The 21,189-nt window shown below is 40.9% G+C and carries 21 protein-coding genes and 1 pseudogene; 2 read left to right on the top strand and 20 right to left on the bottom strand.

What is annotated here, in order from left to right; translation table 11 throughout:
• Window positions 1-30: 30 nt before the first annotated feature.
• The 10 genes from ACFSN5_RS03750 to lacA form a co-directional block, all read right to left on the bottom strand.
• Window positions 31-750, bottom strand: a complete 720-nt coding sequence (locus tag ACFSN5_RS03750; protein ID WP_165209734.1) for a Sir2 family NAD-dependent protein deacetylase — start codon at window positions 748-750, stop codon at window positions 31-33.
• Between the two features lie 577 nt (window positions 751-1,327).
• Complete coding sequence (locus ACFSN5_RS03745; RefSeq protein ID WP_206221342.1) at window positions 1,328-1,597, bottom strand: DUF3884 family protein; 270 nt, start codon at window positions 1,595-1,597, stop codon at window positions 1,328-1,330.
• A gap of 16 nt (window positions 1,598-1,613) precedes the next feature.
• Entirely contained in the window at window positions 1,614-2,510 is an 897-nt protein-coding gene (locus tag ACFSN5_RS03740) for an aldose 1-epimerase family protein (protein WP_165209731.1), read from the bottom strand.
• Window positions 2,511-2,704: 194 nt separating this feature from the next.
• A complete protein-coding gene (gene lacG, locus ACFSN5_RS03735; RefSeq protein WP_165209728.1) occupies window positions 2,705-4,114 on the bottom strand; it encodes a 6-phospho-beta-galactosidase in 1,410 nt (469 codons plus the stop codon).
• An 11-nt stretch (window positions 4,115-4,125) separates the two neighbouring features.
• Complete coding sequence (locus ACFSN5_RS03730; RefSeq protein ID WP_165209725.1) at window positions 4,126-5,832, bottom strand: lactose-specific PTS transporter subunit EIIC; 1,707 nt, start codon at window positions 5,830-5,832, stop codon at window positions 4,126-4,128.
• Window positions 5,833-5,834: 2 nt separating this feature from the next.
• Window positions 5,835-6,149: a PTS lactose/cellobiose transporter subunit IIA gene (locus ACFSN5_RS03725; RefSeq protein WP_165209722.1), complete on the bottom strand. Its 315-nt coding sequence runs from the start codon at window positions 6,147-6,149 to the stop codon at window positions 5,835-5,837.
• Between the two features lie 36 nt (window positions 6,150-6,185).
• Window positions 6,186-7,019 (bottom strand): PRD domain-containing protein, encoded by an 834-nt coding sequence (locus ACFSN5_RS03720; RefSeq protein ID WP_165209809.1) that lies wholly within the window; start codon window positions 7,017-7,019, stop codon window positions 6,186-6,188.
• A 270-nt stretch (window positions 7,020-7,289) separates the two neighbouring features.
• Entirely contained in the window at window positions 7,290-8,270 is a 981-nt protein-coding gene (lacD, locus tag ACFSN5_RS03715) for a tagatose-bisphosphate aldolase (RefSeq protein ID WP_165209719.1), read from the bottom strand.
• A gap of 53 nt (window positions 8,271-8,323) precedes the next feature.
• Entirely contained in the window at window positions 8,324-8,839 is a 516-nt protein-coding gene (gene lacB / locus ACFSN5_RS03710) for a galactose-6-phosphate isomerase subunit LacB (RefSeq protein WP_165209716.1), read from the bottom strand.
• Window positions 8,840-8,869: 30 nt separating this feature from the next.
• Window positions 8,870-9,298 carry a galactose-6-phosphate isomerase subunit LacA gene (gene lacA, locus ACFSN5_RS03705; protein WP_165209713.1) on the bottom strand — a complete coding sequence of 143 codons (429 nt, stop codon included), beginning with the start codon at window positions 9,296-9,298 and terminating at the stop codon, window positions 8,870-8,872.
• A gap of 250 nt (window positions 9,299-9,548) precedes the next feature.
• On the opposite strand from lacA, the gene ACFSN5_RS03700 reads away from it, so the two are divergent.
• A complete protein-coding gene (locus ACFSN5_RS03700) occupies window positions 9,549-10,310 on the top strand; it encodes a DeoR/GlpR family DNA-binding transcription regulator (RefSeq protein WP_165209710.1) in 762 nt (253 codons plus the stop codon).
• A gap of 251 nt (window positions 10,311-10,561) precedes the next feature.
• On the opposite strand, the gene galE is transcribed toward ACFSN5_RS03700, so the two are convergent.
• From galE to ACFSN5_RS03660, 8 genes are all read right to left on the bottom strand, one after another.
• The gene (gene galE, locus ACFSN5_RS03695; RefSeq protein ID WP_165209707.1) at window positions 10,562-11,566 is read right to left on the bottom strand and encodes a UDP-glucose 4-epimerase GalE; all 1,005 of its coding nucleotides are present in this window, start codon (window positions 11,564-11,566) and stop codon (window positions 10,562-10,564) included.
• 220 nt (window positions 11,567-11,786) lie between these two features.
• Window positions 11,787-12,716: an aldo/keto reductase gene (locus ACFSN5_RS03690; protein ID WP_165209704.1), complete on the bottom strand. Its 930-nt coding sequence runs from the start codon at window positions 12,714-12,716 to the stop codon at window positions 11,787-11,789.
• Window positions 12,717-12,879: 163 nt separating this feature from the next.
• Window positions 12,880-14,637: a 1-deoxy-D-xylulose-5-phosphate synthase gene (locus ACFSN5_RS03685; protein WP_165209701.1), complete on the bottom strand. Its 1,758-nt coding sequence runs from the start codon at window positions 14,635-14,637 to the stop codon at window positions 12,880-12,882.
• A gap of 761 nt (window positions 14,638-15,398) precedes the next feature.
• Window positions 15,399-16,958, bottom strand: a complete 1,560-nt coding sequence (locus ACFSN5_RS03680) for a cation:proton antiporter (protein ID WP_165209698.1) — start codon at window positions 16,956-16,958, stop codon at window positions 15,399-15,401.
• A gap of 133 nt (window positions 16,959-17,091) precedes the next feature.
• Window positions 17,092-17,679 carry a CPBP family intramembrane glutamic endopeptidase gene (locus ACFSN5_RS03675; RefSeq protein WP_241154189.1) on the bottom strand — a complete coding sequence of 196 codons (588 nt, stop codon included), beginning with the start codon at window positions 17,677-17,679 and terminating at the stop codon, window positions 17,092-17,094.
• Complete coding sequence (locus ACFSN5_RS03670) at window positions 17,679-17,852, bottom strand: hypothetical protein (RefSeq protein ID WP_165209695.1); 174 nt, start codon at window positions 17,850-17,852, stop codon at window positions 17,679-17,681. Before ACFSN5_RS03670 ends, ACFSN5_RS03675 begins: the two co-directional genes overlap by 1 nt.
• A gap of 484 nt (window positions 17,853-18,336) precedes the next feature.
• On the bottom strand, window positions 18,337-18,675 hold the full coding sequence (locus ACFSN5_RS03665) for a type II toxin-antitoxin system RelE/ParE family toxin (protein ID WP_165209692.1): 339 nt from the start codon (window positions 18,673-18,675) through the stop codon (window positions 18,337-18,339).
• The gene (locus tag ACFSN5_RS03660; protein WP_004227383.1) at window positions 18,668-18,961 is read right to left on the bottom strand and encodes a type II toxin-antitoxin system RelB/ParD family antitoxin; all 294 of its coding nucleotides are present in this window, start codon (window positions 18,959-18,961) and stop codon (window positions 18,668-18,670) included. Before ACFSN5_RS03660 ends, ACFSN5_RS03665 begins: the two co-directional genes overlap by 8 nt.
• Before the next feature lie 208 nt (window positions 18,962-19,169).
• Here ACFSN5_RS03660 and ACFSN5_RS03655 point away from each other — a divergent pair.
• Window positions 19,170-19,434 (top strand): annotated as a pseudogene (locus ACFSN5_RS03655) (IS982 family transposase); the annotation flags it as partial.
• 448 nt (window positions 19,435-19,882) lie between these two features.
• On the opposite strand, the gene ACFSN5_RS03650 reads toward ACFSN5_RS03655, so the two are convergent.
• On the bottom strand, window positions 19,883-20,020 hold the full coding sequence (locus ACFSN5_RS03650) for a hypothetical protein (RefSeq protein WP_165209689.1): 138 nt from the start codon (window positions 20,018-20,020) through the stop codon (window positions 19,883-19,885).
• A gap of 7 nt (window positions 20,021-20,027) precedes the next feature.
• Window positions 20,028-21,092: an alpha/beta fold hydrolase gene (locus ACFSN5_RS03645; RefSeq protein WP_241154188.1), complete on the bottom strand. Its 1,065-nt coding sequence runs from the start codon at window positions 21,090-21,092 to the stop codon at window positions 20,028-20,030.
• Window positions 21,093-21,189: the final 97 nt, after the last annotated feature.

Raw genomic sequence — 21,189 nt, 5'->3', positions numbered from 1 at the left:
ACTAAAAAGAGCGTCTTTTAAGCGCTCCTATTAATCTTCAAAAAAATCTCTAAAATCTTCCTGAATAAATGTGATATCGGGGTGGCTCTTTGCCACCTCATTTTTTTCCTTATCCAGCCAAATAATTTTTGCAGGATCTTGCTGCAGAACTAAGCCTGCCAAAGGGTAAACTTCCAAGGTTGATCCAATAACAATGATGAGATCACTGAACTGAGTCCAACGAGCTGCTAAGTCTAAATTGTCGGGATCAATGGCATCACCATAGAGGACAATTTCTGTGTCAACGTGATCCGCTAGAATAGCTAGAGGGTCATTGGTTAGCAGAGTGTGAGCATGTCCCATGATAGCTTGATCATCTCGCAAATCAATTTCTTGAAAACAGATTTGACAAATCCCTCTGTCGGCCTTGCCATGAAATTCAATAATTTCCTTTGAACCAGCCTGACGGTGAAGGCCATCAATATTTTGTGTCAGGACAGGGACTGCCTGCTTAGCGATCCAACGGTGAACCTTGTTGGGCTCCAGTCTTTGTAAAAATTGTTGCTTATGCCACTGCCAGAACTCTCTAGGATAAGATTGGAAAAAAGGACGTGATAAAATTTCACGGGCTTGGAAGTAGCGCCCCTTAAGTTTCATTCCTTTCATGGTGGTATAGTCAGGAACTCCAGATAGAGTCGAGACACCTGCACCTGTGACAACAAGAGGGTTCTGAGCTAACTGGATGCGGTTTTCGAGGTCTTTTTGGTTCATAGCTGCCTCCTTATCTTTTGACTTTATTATACTACGAAACAAAAACCTTAGTGTTTTCAAGCCACAGTCACACTTAAAGGGCTATGGATATATCTCAGATATTGCCCATGAATAGCTTTAAAAGAGAGCGAGATCATCCCTAAAATTGAAAATTTGGTCCTCACCACGCCCTAATTTTAAAGTGGTGACCTGAAACGATCTCTCCCCAGACCGTTTTTGACACTTGCTTTGCAAGCTTCATTTCCCGATGAGAGTGGGACAAAAATCGTAAATCGTGATAAAATCACGACTTTAATTTTCTTCGCTCGCCCATTTTAAGGCTCAGAGCTCTGCCACTCTCCTGTTTTTAGGTGGCAGGCTTTCAATCCCACCTCCGCACAGTTGATTAGGTTGACCGCTACCCCTTGCTACGAAAGGAATAAGGACTGCCAATCAGCAGTGGTTCATTGGTGCTAAAGCACCTAATGAACTGTGCAGGGGTAAGACTAAGTTGGCATAGCCAACAAGTCTTGCTCCTAACCACTGCGCCAAGAATTTATTCAAAAACAGGGATACTTGACCAACCTATCTTCCTTTATCATTTTGAAAAAGGAAGGTGATCCTGGCTAAAGATTACCTGATCTTCAGTCAGACCCGTTAGATTTAGAAATTTTGTCTTAAACTCTTCTAGAGAGTCCTCAGAATGACCATACCACTCCTCACCACTGGTAATATACCACTTGGCAAGGGATTTGATTTCCTTGGTTACTTGAGGGATATGGGATTTATCTTTAAAAGTAATCAGGTAAACTATTTCAAAGGCAGCTGCTATAGAATTATTTCGCAAAGTTTTTAAAGATTCTAACATGATAGATACCTACTTTCTAAAGGATACTAATGCTGAATGACTTGCAATCGGTTTGCTGGGGTGCAACCAAACTAACATTGCGCTTATCCTCAAAATAATCAGACTCATCTAACGAGGTTGATAGGCCGCTCCAAGGTTCAAGAGCGATGAAAGGACTTTGGTTGACAGTAGACCAAAGCACCAGATAAGGAAAATCCGGAAAATCTAATCGAACGCCCTTGTGATGTTTACGAGAACGTAAAGTGACACCGCGAGACTGAAGGCGATCCAGCGTCAGAGCATCACGGGTGAATAAACGATAATCTAAATCAAGCTTCTTCTGCTGATTCAAAAATGGAAGTCGATCGTTAAGATCCAACAGTCCTGTATCTGGAAATGAACGCGGAATTGAGCACGTTTCTTCTTCGTCGAATTCTAGATAATAATCCTCATACTTATCCATTTCCAGCAAAGGGCAATTAAACCCTGGGTGACCGCCAATAAAGTAGGGTAAGGTTTTGCTGGTTTCCTCATTAGCCACCTGATAAGTCGTCTGAATCCTTTTACCTGATAAGCGGTACGTAATGCTCAAATGAAAATGATAAGGATAAGCTCTCAGCATTTTTTCTGTTGGCCTTATTGAAAAGGTAACAGTATCCTCAGAGATGCTATCCACTATAAAATACTCCTTACGTACTAATCCGTGCCTAGGAATACTGCCTGTAAAATGCGGACGATCCGCTGGCCTATACACAGTCCAATTCATCCGCAAACTGCCGCAGATAGGAAAGAGTACCGGTGCTTGGGAGCTCCAATACTCAGGATTGCCCTGCCACAAATACTCAAGTCCATCCTTATCCTTGATCGACGTCAGCGCAGCACCAAATTCTGATAATTGAACGGTTAATTCATCATTTTTTAATGTAATCGTCATTATTGTCCTCACTTAGCTTATAGTTGAAATCAAAACAAAACAAGAGTCTCAATTAAACATTGTGACTCTTGCCTCGCTACGGTCTTTTCTGAAATTGAGAAAAGGGTTAATTAATGAATTAGGTGGAGATTTTAATTAATAAATGGAGAAATATTTGAAAGTTACAAGTTAGAAAGTTAATAAAGTATACTAATCTATTCATCAATTTCTTGAGTTTGAGCTAACTTTTTATACCAGTAAGCGCTCTTCTTAGGATAGCGCTCCTGCGTATCAAAGTCAACATAGAAAAGACCGTAGCGTTTCTCATAGCCATTAGACCATGAGAAAACATCCATCAAGGACCAAATGAAGTAGCCTTTGACATTGGCACCATCAGCAATGGCATCAGCAAGAACCTCTAAGTGTTTTTTGACATAGTCAATCCGTGCGTCATCATAAACAGTATGGTCGATAAATTCATCTTTATAACCAAGACCATTTTCGGTGATATAGATCTTCTTATAATTAGGATAGTCTCTTTTTACGCGCATGATCTGATCATACAGTCCCTGCGGGTAAATAATCCAGTCCCAATCTGTTTTTGGAATATGGGTTGGCGCTTCTCTGCGCCCGACACCTTTAATTTGGTATTTAGAACTGCCTTTTTCGCCCTTACCATTATGGATAATTTCCGTTTCGCCATCAAAAGCCTGCATCCAATCACTCATATAGTAGTTGATGCCCAAGAAGTCATTCAAATCCTTAGCAGCTTTAAGAGCTGCAAAATCGTCATCGCGCAGATCCAGTTTTCCGCCGTTGACACCTAAGATATGGTTGACCCCTTCCATGGTTTTATCCGAGTATTCTCCCAAATAAGTGGCATCAAGGATAAATTTATTGTGGATGATGTCTTCCAGTTCTGCAGCACGCACATCAGCTGGGTTAGACGGATCATAAGGATACTTGGTCGGCAGGGCGTGAACCACACCGATTTCACCAGAGTAGCCGCCATCTTTAAAAGCTTTCACTGCACGGGCATGGGAAACCATCATATTATGATGGGACTGGAAAACCTTAGCTAAGTCATACTTAATACCCGGTGGAAATTTTCCTACTAGATACTGACCATCACCAATAGGGCCGATTTCATTGAAGGTCGTCCAGTAGTTAACTTCTGGAAACTCTTTAAAACAGAATTTTGCATAATCAACAAAATGATCCATATTTTTCCGGTTGAGGAAATCTCCATTAGAATGGAGGGCTGCTGGCGTATCAAAATGGTGCAGGGTCACAAAGGGTTCAACATGACGCTTGTGACATTCCGCAAAAAGATTGTGATAGAACTCAACGCCTTTAGGATTAACATCGCCAAAGCCTGCTGGGAAAATCCGCGACCAAGCAATAGAGATACGAATACCATTAACACCAAATTCTTCAGCCAATTTCAAGTCAACAGGATACTTGTGGTAAAAATCGCTGGCAGGTTCTGCTGTGTACCAATAATTATCTTCCAGATATTTGTCCCAAGCAACAGGACCTTTACCTTCTCCTTTGGTGACACCTTCTGCCTGATAAGCAGCGGTTGCGCCACCAAAGATGAAGTCTTTCGGTAATGTTTTAGTCATCTTATGACCTCTCAATCTTTAAATTGCTCTTCAACAAATGCCAGAGCTCCCTGACCATCACGTGTCAGTTTAATATATTGAGCTCCCTCAGTCTTAGCTAATTTAATACCAAGTTTGTCTGTTTCAGCCTTCATGTCGTCGTAGTTAGAAGCCACTTGCGGAGCCAAAATAACTAACTGATATTGTGGCAGGATTTCACGGTGAGCACCGTAGCTTCCAGCAGCTGCCTTAACAGGTGCCCCATATTCTGCCGCTGCCTTATTAAGAGCATTAGCTAAGAGACCACTGGTACCGCCACCGGCACACAGGACTAGAACATTGGTTTCTTCTTGAATGCTGCTACTTTCCGCTTCAGCTTGAGTATCAGAATTTTCAAGAATGGCATCGGCCTTTTTAGTATCAAAGTTAGCAGCAACTTTTTCTTTAAGAGAATCGGCAGCGTCACCACCGGCTGCTTCTTCAGCTAAAATTTGCTCGTCATAAACCTTAACGAATGGGTAATAAATAGCGACATCAACTACAATCAAGAGAGCAGCTAAAGCAAATGATAGAATACCAAAGCCAGTCCCCATAACAATTCCCAAAGGTCCAGGGGTCGTCCAAGGTAAATTGACACTAAAGCTATTCATGCCAAGCGTATCAACAAAAAACTTGAAACACCAGACATTAACGATTGGAGTCAAAACAAATGGAATAAAGAAAACAGGATTCAAGACGATTGGGGCACCGAACAAAATCGGTTCATTAACCCCAAAGAAAGTTGGCACAACCGAAGCACGTCCAATGGCCTTATTCCGTTTGGACTTCGTCAGCCACATGAACATAAAAGGCACAACCAGAGTTGCCCCTGTACCACCCATAGTAGCGATAAACATCTGCGTTCCTGATGTGATAACCTTATCAGCATGTTGGCCGGCTTGTAATAATTGATAGTTAGTTTCAACATTGGCGTAAGTAATCGCTGCAATCGCGGGTTCGACGATAGATGGACCATGGATCCCCACAAACCAGAAAAGAGCGTAGGCGCCAAAGATAATGGTAATACCAATATAGCCATCCGCAGCTGAGAATAACGGAGCCAGGAGGGTTCCGATTGATTCTGCTACATTAACACCAATAGTAGCGTGCACAACCAATTGGATAGCGTAAAGAATAATAATGGAGAAGGCAAAAGGGAAAATATCTTTAAAAACTTGGGAGATATTTGGTGGAACCTCCTCAGGCATCCGAATCGTCACATTGTGTTTGACACAGAACTTATAAACATTAACAGTGATAAAAGCTGCAATAAAGGCTGTCAAGAGGCCCTTAGTTCCCATAAAAGCACTGAGGAAGCCGCCTTCCTTAGCGGGATCAGCTGCCATGATTAGGAAGCCAGCCATTGATGCCAGCATGGTTGAGATAAAATTAATTTGATTGGTGCTTTCTAAGCGGCGATTCATAGAATCTGTCAAAGACTTGGCTGTTGTACCAGCTACTAAGAAACCAATAATCCCCATGGTATAGTTGTAAGGGGTCATCAAACCATTTTCAATAGTTTTCGGCCAGGTAAACCCAAAAATATTTGGAACATAGGCAATCAAGAGGAAGATACTCGAAAACAAGATAACTGGCATGGCTGAAATAAAACCATCACGAATAGCTCGCAGATAAATATTTCGAGACACCTTCTCAAAGAAAGGTTTGCCCTTTTCAATTTGAGCAATTAAGGCATTCATAATTAATTTCCTCTCTTATAAAGTTCTACGATATGGTTAATCAAATCCTTAATAACCATTGTTGTCATCAGGTGGTCCTGACCGTGCATCAAAGTGACGCTAAAAGCAACATCATCACCTGACGCTTCTTTTTGGAGCAAACTTGTTTGAGCATTATGCGCATCGACTAAACAAGCATCTGCTTCCGCAATGAGACTTTCTGTCTTTTCATAGTCACCAGCTTGTGCTGCTTTCAAAGCTTCTAGCAATTTTGAGCGAGCGTCTCCGGCGTAGGCAACAATTTCAAAACCTAATAAGGTTGTTTCTTCTCTATTCATAGTTTTCCTCCTTCTACACTGACTAAGAGAATGGGTTTATAACAAACGTTGAATATGTAATGTAATGTAAAATCTTTCACTTTGGCAATCATCTATCCCTGTTTCGGTTGTGATAATCCGATAGATCTCATCAGCAATTTGATAAGCTTTAGGATAGGTTTCCTTTATCTGATCTTCCATCTCCAGCAATGACATATTGTCATCTCTGCTTCTATCCAAGTATTCAATGAAATAAGTCAAATGAACCATCAAGCGGTCATAAAAATGGGTATTCACTTTTGTCCGCTTAATATCGTATTGCTTCAGAACCTTTTGTATCTTCTCTAAAAGAGTCTTAGCTGTCCGGACTTTAGACTTCTTTCCATCAACTGTCAGACTTTTAGCATTGATAAAGTGGAGTGCGATTCGCCCGACTTCGTCATCAGGGAAATCACTCAAAAGTTGGCAGCGGAATCTTTCAAGAGCCTCTGTAGCCATCTCATATTCTTTTTTATAATCCTTAGATAGACGAGTTATTTCACTCTTTTGATAAGAATTATCAAGAATTGCTTTGTAAGCACAGTAAATATGATCGGTCAGGGTAACGTAAATATATTCTTGAACAGGATAATGATATTTGCTTGTTAAGCTGTCTATAACATCATAGGTGACTGTAATAAAATCAAGCGGTACATCTCTTAACAGTGTTAAAAAATTATCTTTAGATTCCTTACTTTTTAGAGAGAATACTTTCTCAATTTTATCGCTAACAATCAAATCGCCCTTACTCTTTTTAAAAGTAATCCCCAGCCCCATCACAACAGCTTGCTCACCGTAAGCATCTTTAACGAGTGCAACATTGTTATTCAGAGCCTGAACAATCCGATACATGGTTTTCCTCCTTTCTAATTCCAAACAAAAAGAGACCACAAACAAACCAAAGAAATTCACTGTTCCTTGATTCATTTGTAGTCTCGCCTAGTTTGATTAGTTACGATCTACCCTATTCAATTATGTTTTCATATTAACATAAACAAGGAAAAATGTAAACCCTTACTTTTCATGATATTTTCAAAGTTTTTACACATATAGATACAGCAGGAGATCAGCAATTTTCGTGAAGCTCTCCTTATTTACACGTAAAGAGGGCAGCTATCACTCCTAAGCTTTAGTCTTCCAAGAAGTAGCTGTTTTTTGCAAAACCTTATTAAGGTCGTCAATATTTTTAAAGCCAGTGGTTCGCAGCCATTCGCGAGCGGCTTCTTCTCCCTTTTCAATGTAATCTTTGACACTGCCAGCCCAAGTGGCACGACCGCAGAGAACCCCATTGAAATTAGCTCCCGATTCATGAGCAAAAATCAAAGTATCTTGGAAAAGCTTAGCCGACACACCTGCACTTAGATAAATGTAAGGAAGATTGGTTGCTTGCTCTTGTTGTTTAAAGAATTCAGCAGCTTCTGCCTTGCTGTAAACAATCTCTCCATCGCCAAATCCTTCAACATAATTCATATTAACGGGAACTTCGACCTTTAATACATCAATGTTAAAACGTGGATCTGAGAAGACCTTCATGGCTCCCAAAACTTTGTGCGGTTTTACCTTAGCAAATTCTGCCCCTTTAGCATCCGCAATCTTTTCATCATAGGCCAAAATTTCCAAGAAGAAAGGAATATCTTCAGCTACGCATTCAGAACCAACTCGTTCGATGTAAGCCTGTTTTTGCTGGTTGAGCTCCTCGCTGCTGTCTACATCATAGTAGAGCAAGAACTTAACCGCATCCGCTCCTTGTTCCTTCAAGCGTTTGGCTGACCAGACATCCAAACAGTCTGGCAGGCGTTTTGTGCTGGTAGTATCGTAGCCGGTCTTTTCGTAAGCCAGCAAAAGACCAGCATTTTTATCCAAAACCTTCGTTGCTGGCAGACCATATTCTGGATCCAAAAGCATGGATGAGGCATAAGGAGTCAATTCTTCAGCAACTAAGACTTTTAACTCTTCCATTTGCGCAACAGTGGGCTCTGAATCTTGATGTTCAGCCATCAAACGTTTGAGAGCTCCTCGTTGGTCAAAGGCTAGAGCCGAAATGATGCCATTTTCATCACTCAATTTTTCCATGTAGTTGCGTTTTTGTTCTGTTAATACCATTTTGCTTCCTCACTACTATCTTCAAGTTTTCTATCGTAACGTAACATCTGAACTTAATCGTGATATTCACCGCGGTCCCACTTATCAAGGAATTCCTTGAAAAAGTCTGGGTCCGATTGATCAGCATTTGATGTTTCCACATGGGCAATCTTAGCAATCAATTTGTCATTTTCTGGGGTTGCTTTGTATTCGGCATTGATAAAAGCGTCAATGATATCATTCATCAAAAGTCCACCAGTAATCATGCCACCAAAACCAATAACATTAGCATTGAGTTGCTCTTTAGCATAAAGAGCAGACGTCATGTCCCGTACCAAGGCTGAACGAACACCTGGCACCTTATTGACTGCATTATTGATACCGACACCAGTACCGCAGATACAAACACCGAGATCAGCTTGGCCGCTGACAACAGCTTCACCGACCTTTTTCCCGAAGATAGGATAGTGAGTTCGAACATGGTCATAGGTCCCAAAATCAAGTACTTCATGGCCTTTTGATTTCAAGAATTCTGAGACAGCCATTTTTTCATCCGTTACAATATGGTCACAACCAATAGCAATTTTCATTTTTACATCCTCCAGTTCAAGCTACTTCTCTTAGCACATCTTATTAAGCATATCCACACGGACTTGATGACGGCCGCCATCGTAGTGGCCTTCAACAAAGCCTTTAACAATATTCTTAGCCAGCTCATCTCCGACAATTTCAGCACCCATGGTGATAATACGAGCATTGTTGTGAGCACGTGTCATGTAGGCCGAGCGTTCATCCGATACTTCTGCTGCAATCATCCCTTTAACTTTGGTTGCTACCATGAAAGGCCCAGCTCCATAAGCATCGATCACAATGCCAAGGTTACCATCTGCTGCATTGACTTCCTTAGCCACAGCTAGGGTGACATCGACAAAATCCTCTTGTGAAGTGTCACTGACATCAAGGACTTCAAACCCTTTTTCTTGCAAATAGCCCTTTACGAGTTCTTTAAGACGATTTCCTGCCTTATCGGCACCAAGTACAATAGCCATTTTCGTTCTCCTTTGTTTGTTTTTGTTTGCTACGAGATTATGATAAACCAAAACCAACTTTTTGTCAAGAAAAAGTTGGTTATTTTTGTTTGTTTCAAAACATCTTTGTAAACCCTTTCATATCAATGATTAGAACTATTTTCCAATCATTTTTATAAAAAAATTTTTTCGTAACTTTTTGTTTATAAATGTGTTTTTTGTCCATTTAATATGATATAATGTCATCACAATAAAGGACTGGAGCAAAGGAATGATTAAAAAAGAACGTTTAAATTGGATATTAGATCAACTATCCCAGCAATCGATCATTACAGTCAATGCTATTATGGATGCTCTTAAAGTCTCTGATATGACTGTTCGCCGTGATTTGGCCGAATTAGAAAAAGAGCACCGCCTTATCCGTATTCACGGCGGTGCTCAAAGTATCAATTTATCAAATCGTCAAGAAAAAACAAATGTGGAAAAGCAATCACAACAGGTTGCTGAGAAGAAACAAATCGCTTCTTACACCGCGAAACGAATTCAAGACGGAGAAACAATTTTTATCGGACCAGGAACAACCTTAGAATTTCTGGCTCAAGAGTTAGTAGACAGAAAGCTGAGGATCATTACCAACAGCCTGCCTATCTTTGATGTTTTGAAAGGCAGCAACAGTGTCGATCTCCTACTAATTGGTGGTGAATACCGACCGATCACTGGAGCTTTTGTAGGTTCCTTAGCCAGCAATAATATTGAAAGCTTAGTCTTTTCCAAGGCATTCATCAGTGCTAATGCTGTCTACAAGGATTCTGTAGCCACCTACAGCGAATCCGAGGGTACTATCCAAGAGTTAGCCCTCGATAAATCCATTGAGAAATATCTCTTGATTGACCACAAAAAGTTTGATTCCTACGACTTCTTCGTCTTCTATAAAACCAGCAATTTTGATTATGTTATCACTGATGGAAAACTAGGCGATGACAAAAAAGCCGAATATGAAGAATTGACCCATGTTTTAAAAGCCAATGAATAATAGTTTTCTTACGCAAACAAAGCCAGCTTCAGCAGCTTGAGCCTCTCTGGGGAAAATTGAAAAATCCATTTAAAACCGCAAGCAAAAAGGCCATCAGGTTAAACCCTAATGGCCTTTTCATATCTAAAAATGCGAGTCAGTGCTTTAACGCACATAAATTCTACTCTTTGTCAGCTCTTTTATTAGAATTGAACACTAGAGCTATCTCCTAACCATTAAAGATATAGCCAGGCTAGGAGTCTTGTATCATTTTATTCATTTCTATCATCATAACCTTTTGGATGGCTAGAGTGCCAAGCCCAAGCAGTTTGGATAATTTTTTCGATATTATCAAATTCAGGTGCCCAGCCGAGAATCTCTCTTGCCTTAGTGGAATCTGCAACCAAAGTATCAGGATCTCCTGGCCGGCGGTCAGCCTTTTCAGCTGGAATTTCCTTACCTGTGACCTTGCGGGCAGCTTCTAAAATTTGCAGGTTAGAAAAGCCTGTGGCAGAACCTAGATTAAAGGCGGTAGAGGGATTGCCTCGACGCAAATAATTTAAGGCGAGTAAGTGGGCCGATGCCAAGTCAAAAGGATGGACATAGTCACGCACATTAGTGCCATCTGGAGTATCATAATCATCCCCGAAAATCATGATTTTTTCTCTTACTCCTTGAGCTACTTGAAGAATGATGGGCAGCAAGTGGGTCTCAGGTCCATGGTCTTCACCAATAGAACCATCTGGCTTTGCCCCAGCCACGTTAAAATAACGCAAGGGCACGAATTTAATCCCATAAGCTTGGTCGGACCATTTCATAATGGTCTCCATCATTAATTTGCTTTCGCCATAAGGATTGATAGGTCTTTGTGGCGTTGTTTCTTTGATAGGAATTTCTTCTGGAATGCCATACGTTGCTGCGGTTGACGAGAAAACGATATGCTTGATGTCAAATTCATTCATGACTTCCAAAAGTTTAATCATTCCAGCTGTATTATTATCGAAATACTTGAGAGGATTCTCCATAGACTCGGCTACCAGAGAAAAGGCTGCAAAATGGATAACAGCATTAAGATCAGGATTCTCCCTGAAAACTTGCCGCATGAAGCCTTGATCTGCCAGATCTCCTTGATAAAACTTGGCAGAGGAATGAACGGCAGCCCGGTGACCAGTCACCAAATTGTCCACCACTACAACATCTTCCTGCCCCTTTTGGACCAAATAATCCACCATGTGAGAGCCAATATAGCCAGCTCCTCCCAGAACTAAAATTGCCATGTTACAAGATACTCTAGGGCATGAGCCCTCCCTTTCTAACTGAGCCTTCTTTTATTCATCACAAAACTATTATACTGGGTTAAGGCCATTATTTCAACCAGCCCTGCTTGAAGGCTAATCCCCTTCTGAAATTTCTCTAGTCTGGCTGTTGCTGACCCACAACGGGTTAGTAAACCGTGACAAATAGCCCCATTCATCCGAACAGGGCTAAATTTGTTTTTTATGGTAAATATTTGCCAGATGCCAAGTAGAGTTCATACCAATCGTGATGGGACAAGGTTACCTTACTTGCTTGAGCAGCCTCTTCAATATGCTGCGGATTCATACTGCCAATAATAACCTGCATCTTGGCTGGGTGGCGCAAAATCCAAGCCAAAGCGACAGCAGACTTTGTCACCCCTTCGCGTTGGGCAAATTTTTCCAAAACTTCATTGAGTTCTGGGAATTTTGGATTATCGACAAAAGTTCCTTTAAAGAAACCAGATTGAAGCGGAGACCAAGCCTGAATGGTGATGTCGTGCAAGCGGCAATAATCCAGCGCATCACCATCACGATTGATGGACATTTCAGTTTCCTTATTATTCATGTAAAGCGGCTGATCAATCAATTGAGACTGATCCAAAGAAAGTTGCAATTGATTAAAAACAAGTGGCTGTTTAACGTATTTTTTAAGCAGTTCAATTTGCAGAGGCATTAAGTTACTAACACCAAAATAACGAACCTTTCCTGTACGTTCTAACTCATCAAAAGCCTCAGCTACTTCTTCTGGATCAAAGAGAACATCTGGTCTGTGAAGTAAGAGGGAATCCAGATAATCAGTTTGCAGACGTTCCAGACTCTCATCCACACTGGTTAAAATATTTTCTTTAGTCCAATCGAATTCCTGACGTTCAAAGCGTAAACCACATTTAGATTGTAAAAAGATATCTTCACGCTTGAGACCTGTTAGTTTAAAGGCTTGGCCAAATTTGCGTTCAGCAGCACCATCTTCTCCATAGCAAGTGGCATGATCAAAGAAGGTGATACCAGCATCGTAGGCCGTTTTGATAACCTGAGCGGCATCTTGATCGCTCAAATCAGGCATTCGCATACAGCCTTGAACAATCGCTGGAACAGCTTGTGGGCCATTGACAATAGATAAAGTTTTCATAAGTCGTACTTCCTTTCTAAAATTGCTTATGGTAAGCAAGGTCGAGAATGGGACAAAAATCAGTGAACGAAGTCTTGATTCCTTATTCGCAAGCTTCAGAGATTGCGATAGTTTATGGATAAGAGCAAGACTCTCATGACTGCCTGTCTCAGACTCGTCTCAACTATTTACCAAGAGTTAACAAAACATTGTTAACAATAGTATCCACACTCAAACCATTTTGAGCCATCAGCTCCTGCCGATCGTAGCGATCATGGAAATGCTTGTCAATACCGTAATTCTGAACCTTGAGGTCACTGTTACCAAGATAGCTAGCAATCGTTTGACCGTAACCTCCTTCAAGCAGACCATCTTCCAAGGTAACAACTAATTGGTGATTGGCAGACAATGAATCTAGCAGCTCCTTGTCAAGGCCTGTGATAAATTTAGGATTGACCAGAGTGGCCTTGATCCCATGCTGCTCTTGTAAAACTCTGGTTACTTCCTCTGCTAAACCATAGGAGTTACCCAAGCCAAAAATAGCGACTTGAGAGCCCGCTTGTGTCACTTGGTTCTTATTAAGGATAGAATAATCAGTCTCATCTGCCTGACCTATTTCCTTGAGCGGACCGACTGGTACACGAATGGCAACGGGATGTTCCTGCTGTTCAATAGCCCAATCCAACATGGCCAAGTGTTCTTCCTTATTAGTCGGAGCCAAATAGACGACATTAGGGATATGGCTGAGGAAAGGAATATCGAAGAAGCCCAGATGACTTTCGTCATTCATGGCATTGACCGAAGCCGCATGAACCAAAACAGTTACTGGTTGATTATTGAGAGCAATGTCGTGCGACCATTGGTCATAGGTCCTTTGCATAAAGGTTGAAGACACATACCAGACAGGCTTAGCCCCATTTTTAGCCAAACCTGTCGACATAGTTGCTGCTTCCTCTTCAGCAATACCCACATCAACAAATTGTTGACCAGCTTCCTTTCTTTGCTCCTGATTGAAAAGAACCATAGGGGTTCCTGCATTAACAGCGATGACTCTAGGATCTTTCTTGATTTTTTCAAGCAGAAAGTCGCCGGTCACGGAATTGTAGCTAGGCTCATTTGATCCTTTCAGATAGTAGCCGGTCTGTGGATCGAAAGGACCGCCAGCATGAAAGGCTTCACGGTTGGTTTCCATGAAGGAAACACCGTGACCTTTTTGTGTATGAATATGAAGTAAGACAGGATGGTCGCTGTCTTTAACTTCCTGAAAGAGGGCAATCAAAGCCGCTAAGTCATTTCCCTTGTCCAAGTAATAATAGTCAAATCCCAGAGCTTTGAAAATATTATCAGAAGCCTGGCCATCCGACTCTCGCAAACGACGCAGAGCTGTGTAAATCCCTCCCTTAGGATTAGCTGCAATGGATTGCTCATTATCATTGACGATCACAATAGTATTGGTGCCAGTTGTAGCAATTTGATTGAGACCCTCATAGGCCAGACCGCCTGACAGAGAACCATCCCCGATGACAGCAACAACATTAGAGTGTTCGTCTTTTAAATCACGCGCTTTGGCAACACCAGAAGCCAAGGACAGCGAAGTTGAAGTATGCCCAACAGTGAAGAGATCGTGGTCACTCTCCTTGGGATTGGTGTAACCCGAAACATCATCATAGTGCTTAGGGTCGAGAAAGGCTTGAGCCCGTCCTGTCAGCATCTTATGAACATAAGATTGATGAGAAACATCAAAGATAAACTTATCAATTGGTGAATTAAAGACATAGTGAAGGGCCACTGTCATTTCAACGACACCAAAATTCGGACCGTTGTGACCACCATGATGGCTAGTCTTTTCCAGCAGAGCCTGTCTGGCTTCCACAACGACTTGCTCTAAGTCATTCTGTGACATAGCTTTCAAGTCTGCTGGCGATTGAATTTTTTCTAACATAGTTTTCCTTTCTAAAGATACGCAGGGACTTGTTACTTAAGTGTTCCGCCCTTAATAACAAATGAGACTGGACAAAAACTCGACCAATATGCCTGTTTTGGAATAAACTCTTGACGCAGTGGTTGGGAGTAAAACTTCTGGGGTACGACAACTTAGTTTTAACCCCTGCGCAGTTATCAGGTGCCTTAGCACCAATGAACCACTGCTGACCCATTTAATTCTTTTTGCTTATAACGGCTTCATTATAAACCTTGAAGTTCACTCCAAGTCAAGTCTCAGCCTCCCATATCAAGGCTAATCCTAAAAATATATCTTCAACTACTGATATCACTAAAACTTAACTGAAAAACTCAGTCAATCGCAAGCTGTTGGGACAATATTAATTAAAGCAGTTTTGTCAACTGGACATAGGCAGAGCCACACAGTGGTGACGGTCGCAACTTGTCAGCTAGATCCAAATTTCCTTTGAGAAAATTTGCAAGATACGAATTGGAATTCCCCCACTAGAGAGGTAACCAATAATGATGGCTCCATAAATAGAAAATCAAAAACTAAGTCTACAGACCTACAACTCTGAGATGACCTGCAATCCGTCAGACTAACTGCATTACAATGTGCTAACTTATTCGGTAAAAATCTCAGCTTAAAGAGTTGTACCAACTAATTATCAGCCATTGTGAAGTACCCTACATCTTGTCGCTCTCATTATAGCAAAAAACTCCAAACCTAATAGGAATTGGAGTTAAACAAGCATTCTTGCCTTAGTTAGTTGACTCATCATCTCTTTGATAACGGTGATTTTCCAAGAGTCGCAAGAAATGGTCATTTGGCAATTGACCATTATGATATTTCTGATAAACTTCCTTGATAGCATCGGTATGCTTGGCATAAAGGTCTTTACGTAATTCCAACTGCTCTTGATGAAAGTCTTGGATTTCCTCTCGATTCTTCACAAGCAAGTCCCGCATTTCCTGACGCTCCTCAGGATTTTGAATAGTGTCTAACCCCCAAGCAATGCGCTTAGCTGCATAATCTTGATATTGACGGGCCCGTTCTCTTTCCTGCTCAAAGTGCTTGTTCAAAATCGTTGTGATGTCCCTTGGAGAATGAAAAATTTCACGCACGGCTGAAATTGGCTCAGCATCAACTACTGTATAGGTGAGTGCACCAAAATAAGGCATGAGAAAGACCGTAATGGCTCCTGCTGCCACCAACACCGAAGCAATGTCACTGGTCATAAAATCATCCTTAACCGCAATTCCAGTAATCCCAACAATCAAGGGAAGGGCTGTCGTACAATAAAAGGCAACAGAAAAACGATTATGGAGAGTCAAACGCTGTTCGGTATCCTTCTCTAGGGATAGGGAAAGAACGATAGGAACGGCGCGAATCAAGAAGAGAGCCAGAATAAAAGCCACAAGCAGCCAAGGACGATCCGCTACCGCTGTTAAATTGATACCACAACCCGAAATCACAAAGAAGAGAGGGATCAGAAAACCATGGGCAATCCCATTGATCTTCTTCTCCAAAGTATGACTATTCTCTGGAATAACAAAACGAAGGACAAAGCCAGCCGCAAAAGCTCCCAAGACAATATCCAAATCAAAGATAGCAGAAAAAGCTACTAGAACAATTAAGAGGAGGATCGTTACTCGAACCGTCATCTGGGAATTCGTATCAGACTTAGAGTGAAGAAATTGATACATGGCCCCGCCTCGCTGGACGGCCTTATTTCCTAAAGCTGCTAGCCAAATACAAATCAGTAGTAGACCGCCTAGAATAGCCGCCGTCTTCCAAGTCGACCGAGCTGAGAGCAGGACGGCCATGGCAATGACCGTCGATACCTCTCCCCAAGTTCCGTAAGCAATAATCGTATTACCGATTTGGGTACCTGTTAGGCCGCGTTCTTCAAGGATAGGCATGAGGGTTCCCAGAGCCGTTGTCGTAAAGAGCAAAGCAGTCGCTATCAGGCCCTGTTTCCCTGAGGCAATATCGGGCATGATAAAGGCGACACCTAAACCAATAGCAAAGGTTACGACCCAAGTTCCAAACCCCTTCTTGCCTTCTTTCCCAACAATAACCTTAGGATCAATTTCATATCCCGCCAAGAGAAAGAGGAAGGCACAGCCCAAATCAGACAAAAGCTCAAGAGCTTCACTATCTGAATGAATAAGGTTGAGAGCATGAGGTCCAAAGACTGCCCCTGCCGCTATTAAAATAACCGTCTCAGGCACGACCTGCCTAGGAATTAAACGAGCCACCATGGGGGTGACAGCTGCAATAAAAGTAATCAGTGTTAATGAAATAAACGTTCCTGTCATACTAAACTCCATTATCTAAGCCGGACCAGACAAACCGGCCCAACAGACAATTAGCCAGTATTATACCACTTTCCGCTCCAAGACGCTAGAATTTGAAACTGTATAAAACTGTATTAAGAATCACCAAGGCTGGTTATAACAGTGATGGTTGATGCTTGTTTTTCATAGAGAGCAGTATAGCCAAAACTAGAATAATTGCCTGACAACCATACAGTACAAACTGATTCCCTCCAACAGCTAATTGGGAACAGACATTTATCATGGCATGAGTCATGGCACAGATCCACAGACTATTTGTTTTGTGGTACAGTGCTGATAAGACAAAGCTATTGACTAACAAACTGAGGCAGAAATGACTACCTGTTGCTACTGACATGTCTCCTAAACTCCCATCAATATAAAAGAAAGCAAAATGCCATATTCCCCAAGTCATAAAGGTAAGAACCGTCGCAATAATATAGGGTACTTTCTCTTCAAGAATAGGCTGAAAGGCATATCTCCAGCCTATTTCCTCTATTCCGCCAAACACTAATGCTTTTAGGAAAAGCGCTAGTGGCAAATACCAGATATTGATCTGAAATTGTCCGCCTATCAAAACATAGACAAAATTCAAAGCTAAAAATGTGAACACCAACAAATAATCTACTGGACCTTGCTTAATGTAAAAGAAATCCTTTAGCACTGTTTTGAGGCTGATACCTTTATATTTATTAACAGTCACTATCCCCAAAGGGCCGACGATGTTCCGCCTATCCCAATAGCTGTCCAACCAGCAAACGATGAATAGCCCGTTGCTATGCCTATACGACCCAGCAACCAGACGACAAGACAAGTAAGGTAAACTTGCCCTAAGGAGCCAGTCAAATATAGCGCTAGTGCTCTTTTTCTATCCATTCTTAATAACTCCTGTGACTGCCAATCTGCCATAATCATTTTGTCCTGTTTTTCAATATCCAATAAACGTCAATTCTTTTTATTTAACAATGGTAGCATCTCTTAAAGCATTGATAGTCATGAGCTTTCCATAAGCTGTTCTTATTTTTCCCTCAATAGTTACTGATGCTAGAACTACTTTCGGACTCAAATTGATGATACCTTGCCCAACAATTCATCAGTCTATTTAGTCAAATAGCAATATTGAAGGAAAATAGTCTTCTTCAAAATATTTCACCGTTTGTCAGGAAATACGTCCATTGAAATAACAGAAACATCATTTTCTATGTCCTTATCTTCTAGTGAATAGGAATAGACACCTTTGCCATCTTCTTAAATAACACCTGCATATTTACATAGCCCTTCTTACCTTAATCTAAGAAGGGCTTGCTTTACCTCTTGTAAAGTCACTTTTTTATACTCATTTTCCAAAAATATTCCCTAATTACCTATTAAATAATTTTGCCCAGTTTTGCTTTGAATTCATGATACGAGAAATATAAACATTGTGCTCCTCAATGTAGTAAAAAGCTAAATAATTCTCAATTGGCATGTAGCGGTAACTTTTGCCATCAGCAGTTAATTCACCATAACCACGGCTCGCCACACGCGGACAGGCTTCAGGGAAGGTTTCTAAGATTTCTAAAGCTGATAAAATTAAATCAATCTTACCATCAGCAGATTGTTGGCTATAAAAGTTGAGAACAATGTACTCATGAATAGCTTTTAAATCCTGTTTAGCCGCATCAGATAAGGAAACACTGTAACGTTTATGACTAGTCAAGACCAAATTCCTTCCTTACGTCTGCAAGTGCTGTGACCTTACCTTGAGCAATATCTTGATGGCCTAACAGAATCTCTTTCTTTAAATCTTCAAAAGCAATTTGATACTGTGACTCTGGCAAGTCACTCGAAACAAATTCTTTGGCATCAACAGCACCAGTTGCAATCTTTCTTAATGCAGCATTAAAAACATCTGTAAGACTGATTTGCTCGTCTGCTAAAATGTCCTTAGTTTGTTGATAAAAAACAGAATCAGCACGAAAATTAACAGGTTGTGTAGTAGTCATATCAAAACCTCTTGTATATACATTTTGTATTTACATTATAGCATATCGTTAATGCCTATTTCAACTAAAAACTCAGTATACATCGTTCAGCATAGACACTTCCTTTGCTCCTTTGGTGACGAATACAAAAAATAAATGATGAATAAAATTATCTAATGACCCGTGGTGCTAGTTTATTTTTTAGTTAACAAAAAAGTTCATTTGGACTATGCTGTCAGTAACCAAACGAACAGAAGTCATCCAAATGAACCATTTAAATGATACCGCTAAACGCCATCACTTACCATACAATATGGGGGGAACCATGTGTTCCTCCTATTATCGCCGCTATGCGCCAAGGAACTGATACAGCGTCGAAATGTTAACTATTGTAAATTAAGGACAATTCCATTCTTGTCCTTCTAGTGCTTCGAGCTGAACTCGACATCAAATCCCAGCGACGATTTTATCAACTCTGTCAGATACTGCTTGTGAAATTCAAGCAAGAAATCATAATCGAAATCGAAACATATCATAAGGCTCCATCCTACTAATGAAGGCAATGTACGACAAACGCATGAAGAAAATTTTGTTTTCAGATAACAATTTTATAAAAATAAGTTAACCTTCGCTATAATAAAAGTGGAGGATTTTGTTATAGATGAGCTACTAAATTTCTTGGTTACAGTTAGAGATACTCGTGAACCATGGAAAATCAAACACCTATTGTCAAATATCGTTCTCCTCATTTTCTTTGCCCACTGGTAAGACCGAATCTCTCACGATCGGTTTTTGGGGATTGCAAATTGTCCACATTCATTTATTGTCACCAAGTCCCAGATATTGCTTCTTTGTGGCGCAGGTGGAATGTTCTCTTTTCTATCTATCGTTTCTGCTTTTATCAGCCTATCAATCATGACACCTTGGATATCCGCAAGATGCTTATATTTTTCGATGTCCGAGACAGTTCGCCACTCTCCCTTTTTGCATAAGTCCTACGGGGATATCTATTTTCTCCGCTATTTCTTCCTGCGAAAAGCCATGTATATTACGAAGCATCATAAGATTTTCTTTTAACATAATGTCCTCATTTTGATAGCAGCGAGTTTACCTTTTCAATATAGAAAGCACTATGAACAGTATGAATCACATGGTTACTGTCTTCAGTCTCGACCAACTGACAATTTTCACCAATATAAGCCACCGCTCTCTCGGCTTGTTCGCGGGATGCTGCACACAGATATGTTCCATTCTCGTGAACCATCTCCTTTGCATGAATATAGACACAGGGAACTTCTATTGCTGACAATATTTCTTTGTGTGTCAAACCGTGATTCCAGCTCAGGTCATAGAATCGTTCACCGTATGCAAAATCATATTTCTTGGCATATCCAAAAACATACCAAATCGAACTTGGTAGAAAGCCTATCTGAACAGCCTTATTAGGGTTCTTCTGATGTTGCTTTTGTGCATAGTTAGCAAGTTTCGGCATGGCATCCGGCATATATAGCTGACCCCAGTAGCAGTGACGGAGGTAATAAGCTTCCCAACACTCTGCCTTATCCGACTCATTGTAATCATGCAAAGGCTTATACGCATCCTTGTAAGCAAAGCTGTCTTCCCAGCCTTCTCCATCAGTAGAAAATACTGGTGGATCTTCCAGCACTGCTCCAGCTATGTTTTGACCGCCGTATGCTGCTACATACGCTGCCGTGATTGCTCCGTTGGAGTGTCCGGCAACAACGGTAGGCTTGCCGATGACATTATTGATAAACCAGATCAGATCGTCACCATTCACATCGAGGTAATACAGACTTTCATCATGTGATGATTCCCCGTGTCCATAAACATCAACAGCGTAAATATGCCAATTTTTACTGAATTCAGGCATGACAAGTGCATAGTCCTGCCATATACTCATCTGTCCATGGATTAATAGAAGGGCAGGTTTATCATTGTTCACTTCACCATAATTGATGACATTACCACTCGGAAGAGTAACTTGCTTTTCAACTGCACCTGCCATATTCAGTGTTTTCTTATATCTGTCATACCAATGGATATTGCGATACCAATAAAGTCCAAAAGCTACAATGGCAACTATAATGATAATCAACAGAACTATACCAACAATTTTCATTATTTTTTTCAAGAGAACCTCCTTATTTGATTCTTATGAAAATTGTAGTAAAAAGTTGCCCCATTATCTACCAATCAAAGCTGTCAAAAATGATTGATTTTTGTTATGT

It is taken from the genome of Streptococcus tangpeifui, from assembly GCF_044503215.1.
Lineage (GTDB): Bacteria > Bacillota > Bacilli > Lactobacillales > Streptococcaceae > Streptococcus > Streptococcus tangpeifui.
Note: the sequence above shows the minus strand (reverse complement) of the source record. Positions and strands in the feature narration are given on the sequence as shown.

Bases quoted from the DNA above. Each gene is read 5' to 3' on its own strand.
- ACFSN5_RS03750 (WP_165209734.1), bottom strand. From the start codon at position 750: ATGAACCAAAAAGACCTCGAAAACCGCATCCAGTTAGCTCAGAACCCT.
- ACFSN5_RS03745 (WP_206221342.1), bottom strand. From the start codon at position 1,597: ATGTTAGAATCTTTAAAAACTTTGCGAAATAATTCTATAGCAGCTGCC.
- ACFSN5_RS03740 (WP_165209731.1), bottom strand. From the start codon at position 2,510: ATGACGATTACATTAAAAAATGATGAATTAACCGTTCAATTATCAGAA.
- lacG (WP_165209728.1), bottom strand. From the start codon at position 4,114: ATGACTAAAACATTACCGAAAGACTTCATCTTTGGTGGCGCAACCGCT.
- ACFSN5_RS03730 (WP_165209725.1), bottom strand. From the start codon at position 5,832: ATGAATGCCTTAATTGCTCAAATTGAAAAGGGCAAACCTTTCTTTGAG.
- ACFSN5_RS03725 (WP_165209722.1), bottom strand. From the start codon at position 6,149: ATGAATAGAGAAGAAACAACCTTATTAGGTTTTGAAATTGTTGCCTAC.
- ACFSN5_RS03720 (WP_165209809.1), bottom strand. From the start codon at position 7,019: ATGTATCGGATTGTTCAGGCTCTGAATAACAATGTTGCACTCGTTAAA.
- lacD (WP_165209719.1), bottom strand. From the start codon at position 8,270: ATGGTATTAACAGAACAAAAACGCAACTACATGGAAAAATTGAGTGAT.
- lacB (WP_165209716.1), bottom strand. From the start codon at position 8,839: ATGAAAATTGCTATTGGTTGTGACCATATTGTAACGGATGAAAAAATG.
- lacA (WP_165209713.1), bottom strand. From the start codon at position 9,298: ATGGCTATTGTACTTGGTGCCGATAAGGCAGGAAATCGTCTTAAAGAA.
- ACFSN5_RS03700 (WP_165209710.1), top strand. From the start codon at position 9,549: ATGATTAAAAAAGAACGTTTAAATTGGATATTAGATCAACTATCCCAG.
- galE (WP_165209707.1), bottom strand. From the start codon at position 11,566: ATGGCAATTTTAGTTCTGGGAGGAGCTGGCTATATTGGCTCTCACATG.
- ACFSN5_RS03690 (WP_165209704.1), bottom strand. From the start codon at position 12,716: ATGAAAACTTTATCTATTGTCAATGGCCCACAAGCTGTTCCAGCGATT.
- ACFSN5_RS03685 (WP_165209701.1), bottom strand. From the start codon at position 14,637: ATGTTAGAAAAAATTCAATCGCCAGCAGACTTGAAAGCTATGTCACAG.
- ACFSN5_RS03680 (WP_165209698.1), bottom strand. From the start codon at position 16,958: ATGACAGGAACGTTTATTTCATTAACACTGATTACTTTTATTGCAGCT.
- ACFSN5_RS03670 (WP_165209695.1), bottom strand. From the start codon at position 17,852: ATGGATAGAAAAAGAGCACTAGCGCTATATTTGACTGGCTCCTTAGGG.
- ACFSN5_RS03660 (WP_004227383.1), bottom strand. From the start codon at position 18,961: ATGACTACTACACAACCTGTTAATTTTCGTGCTGATTCTGTTTTTTAT.
- ACFSN5_RS03650 (WP_165209689.1), bottom strand. From the start codon at position 20,020: ATGTTAAAAGAAAATCTTATGATGCTTCGTAATATACATGGCTTTTCG.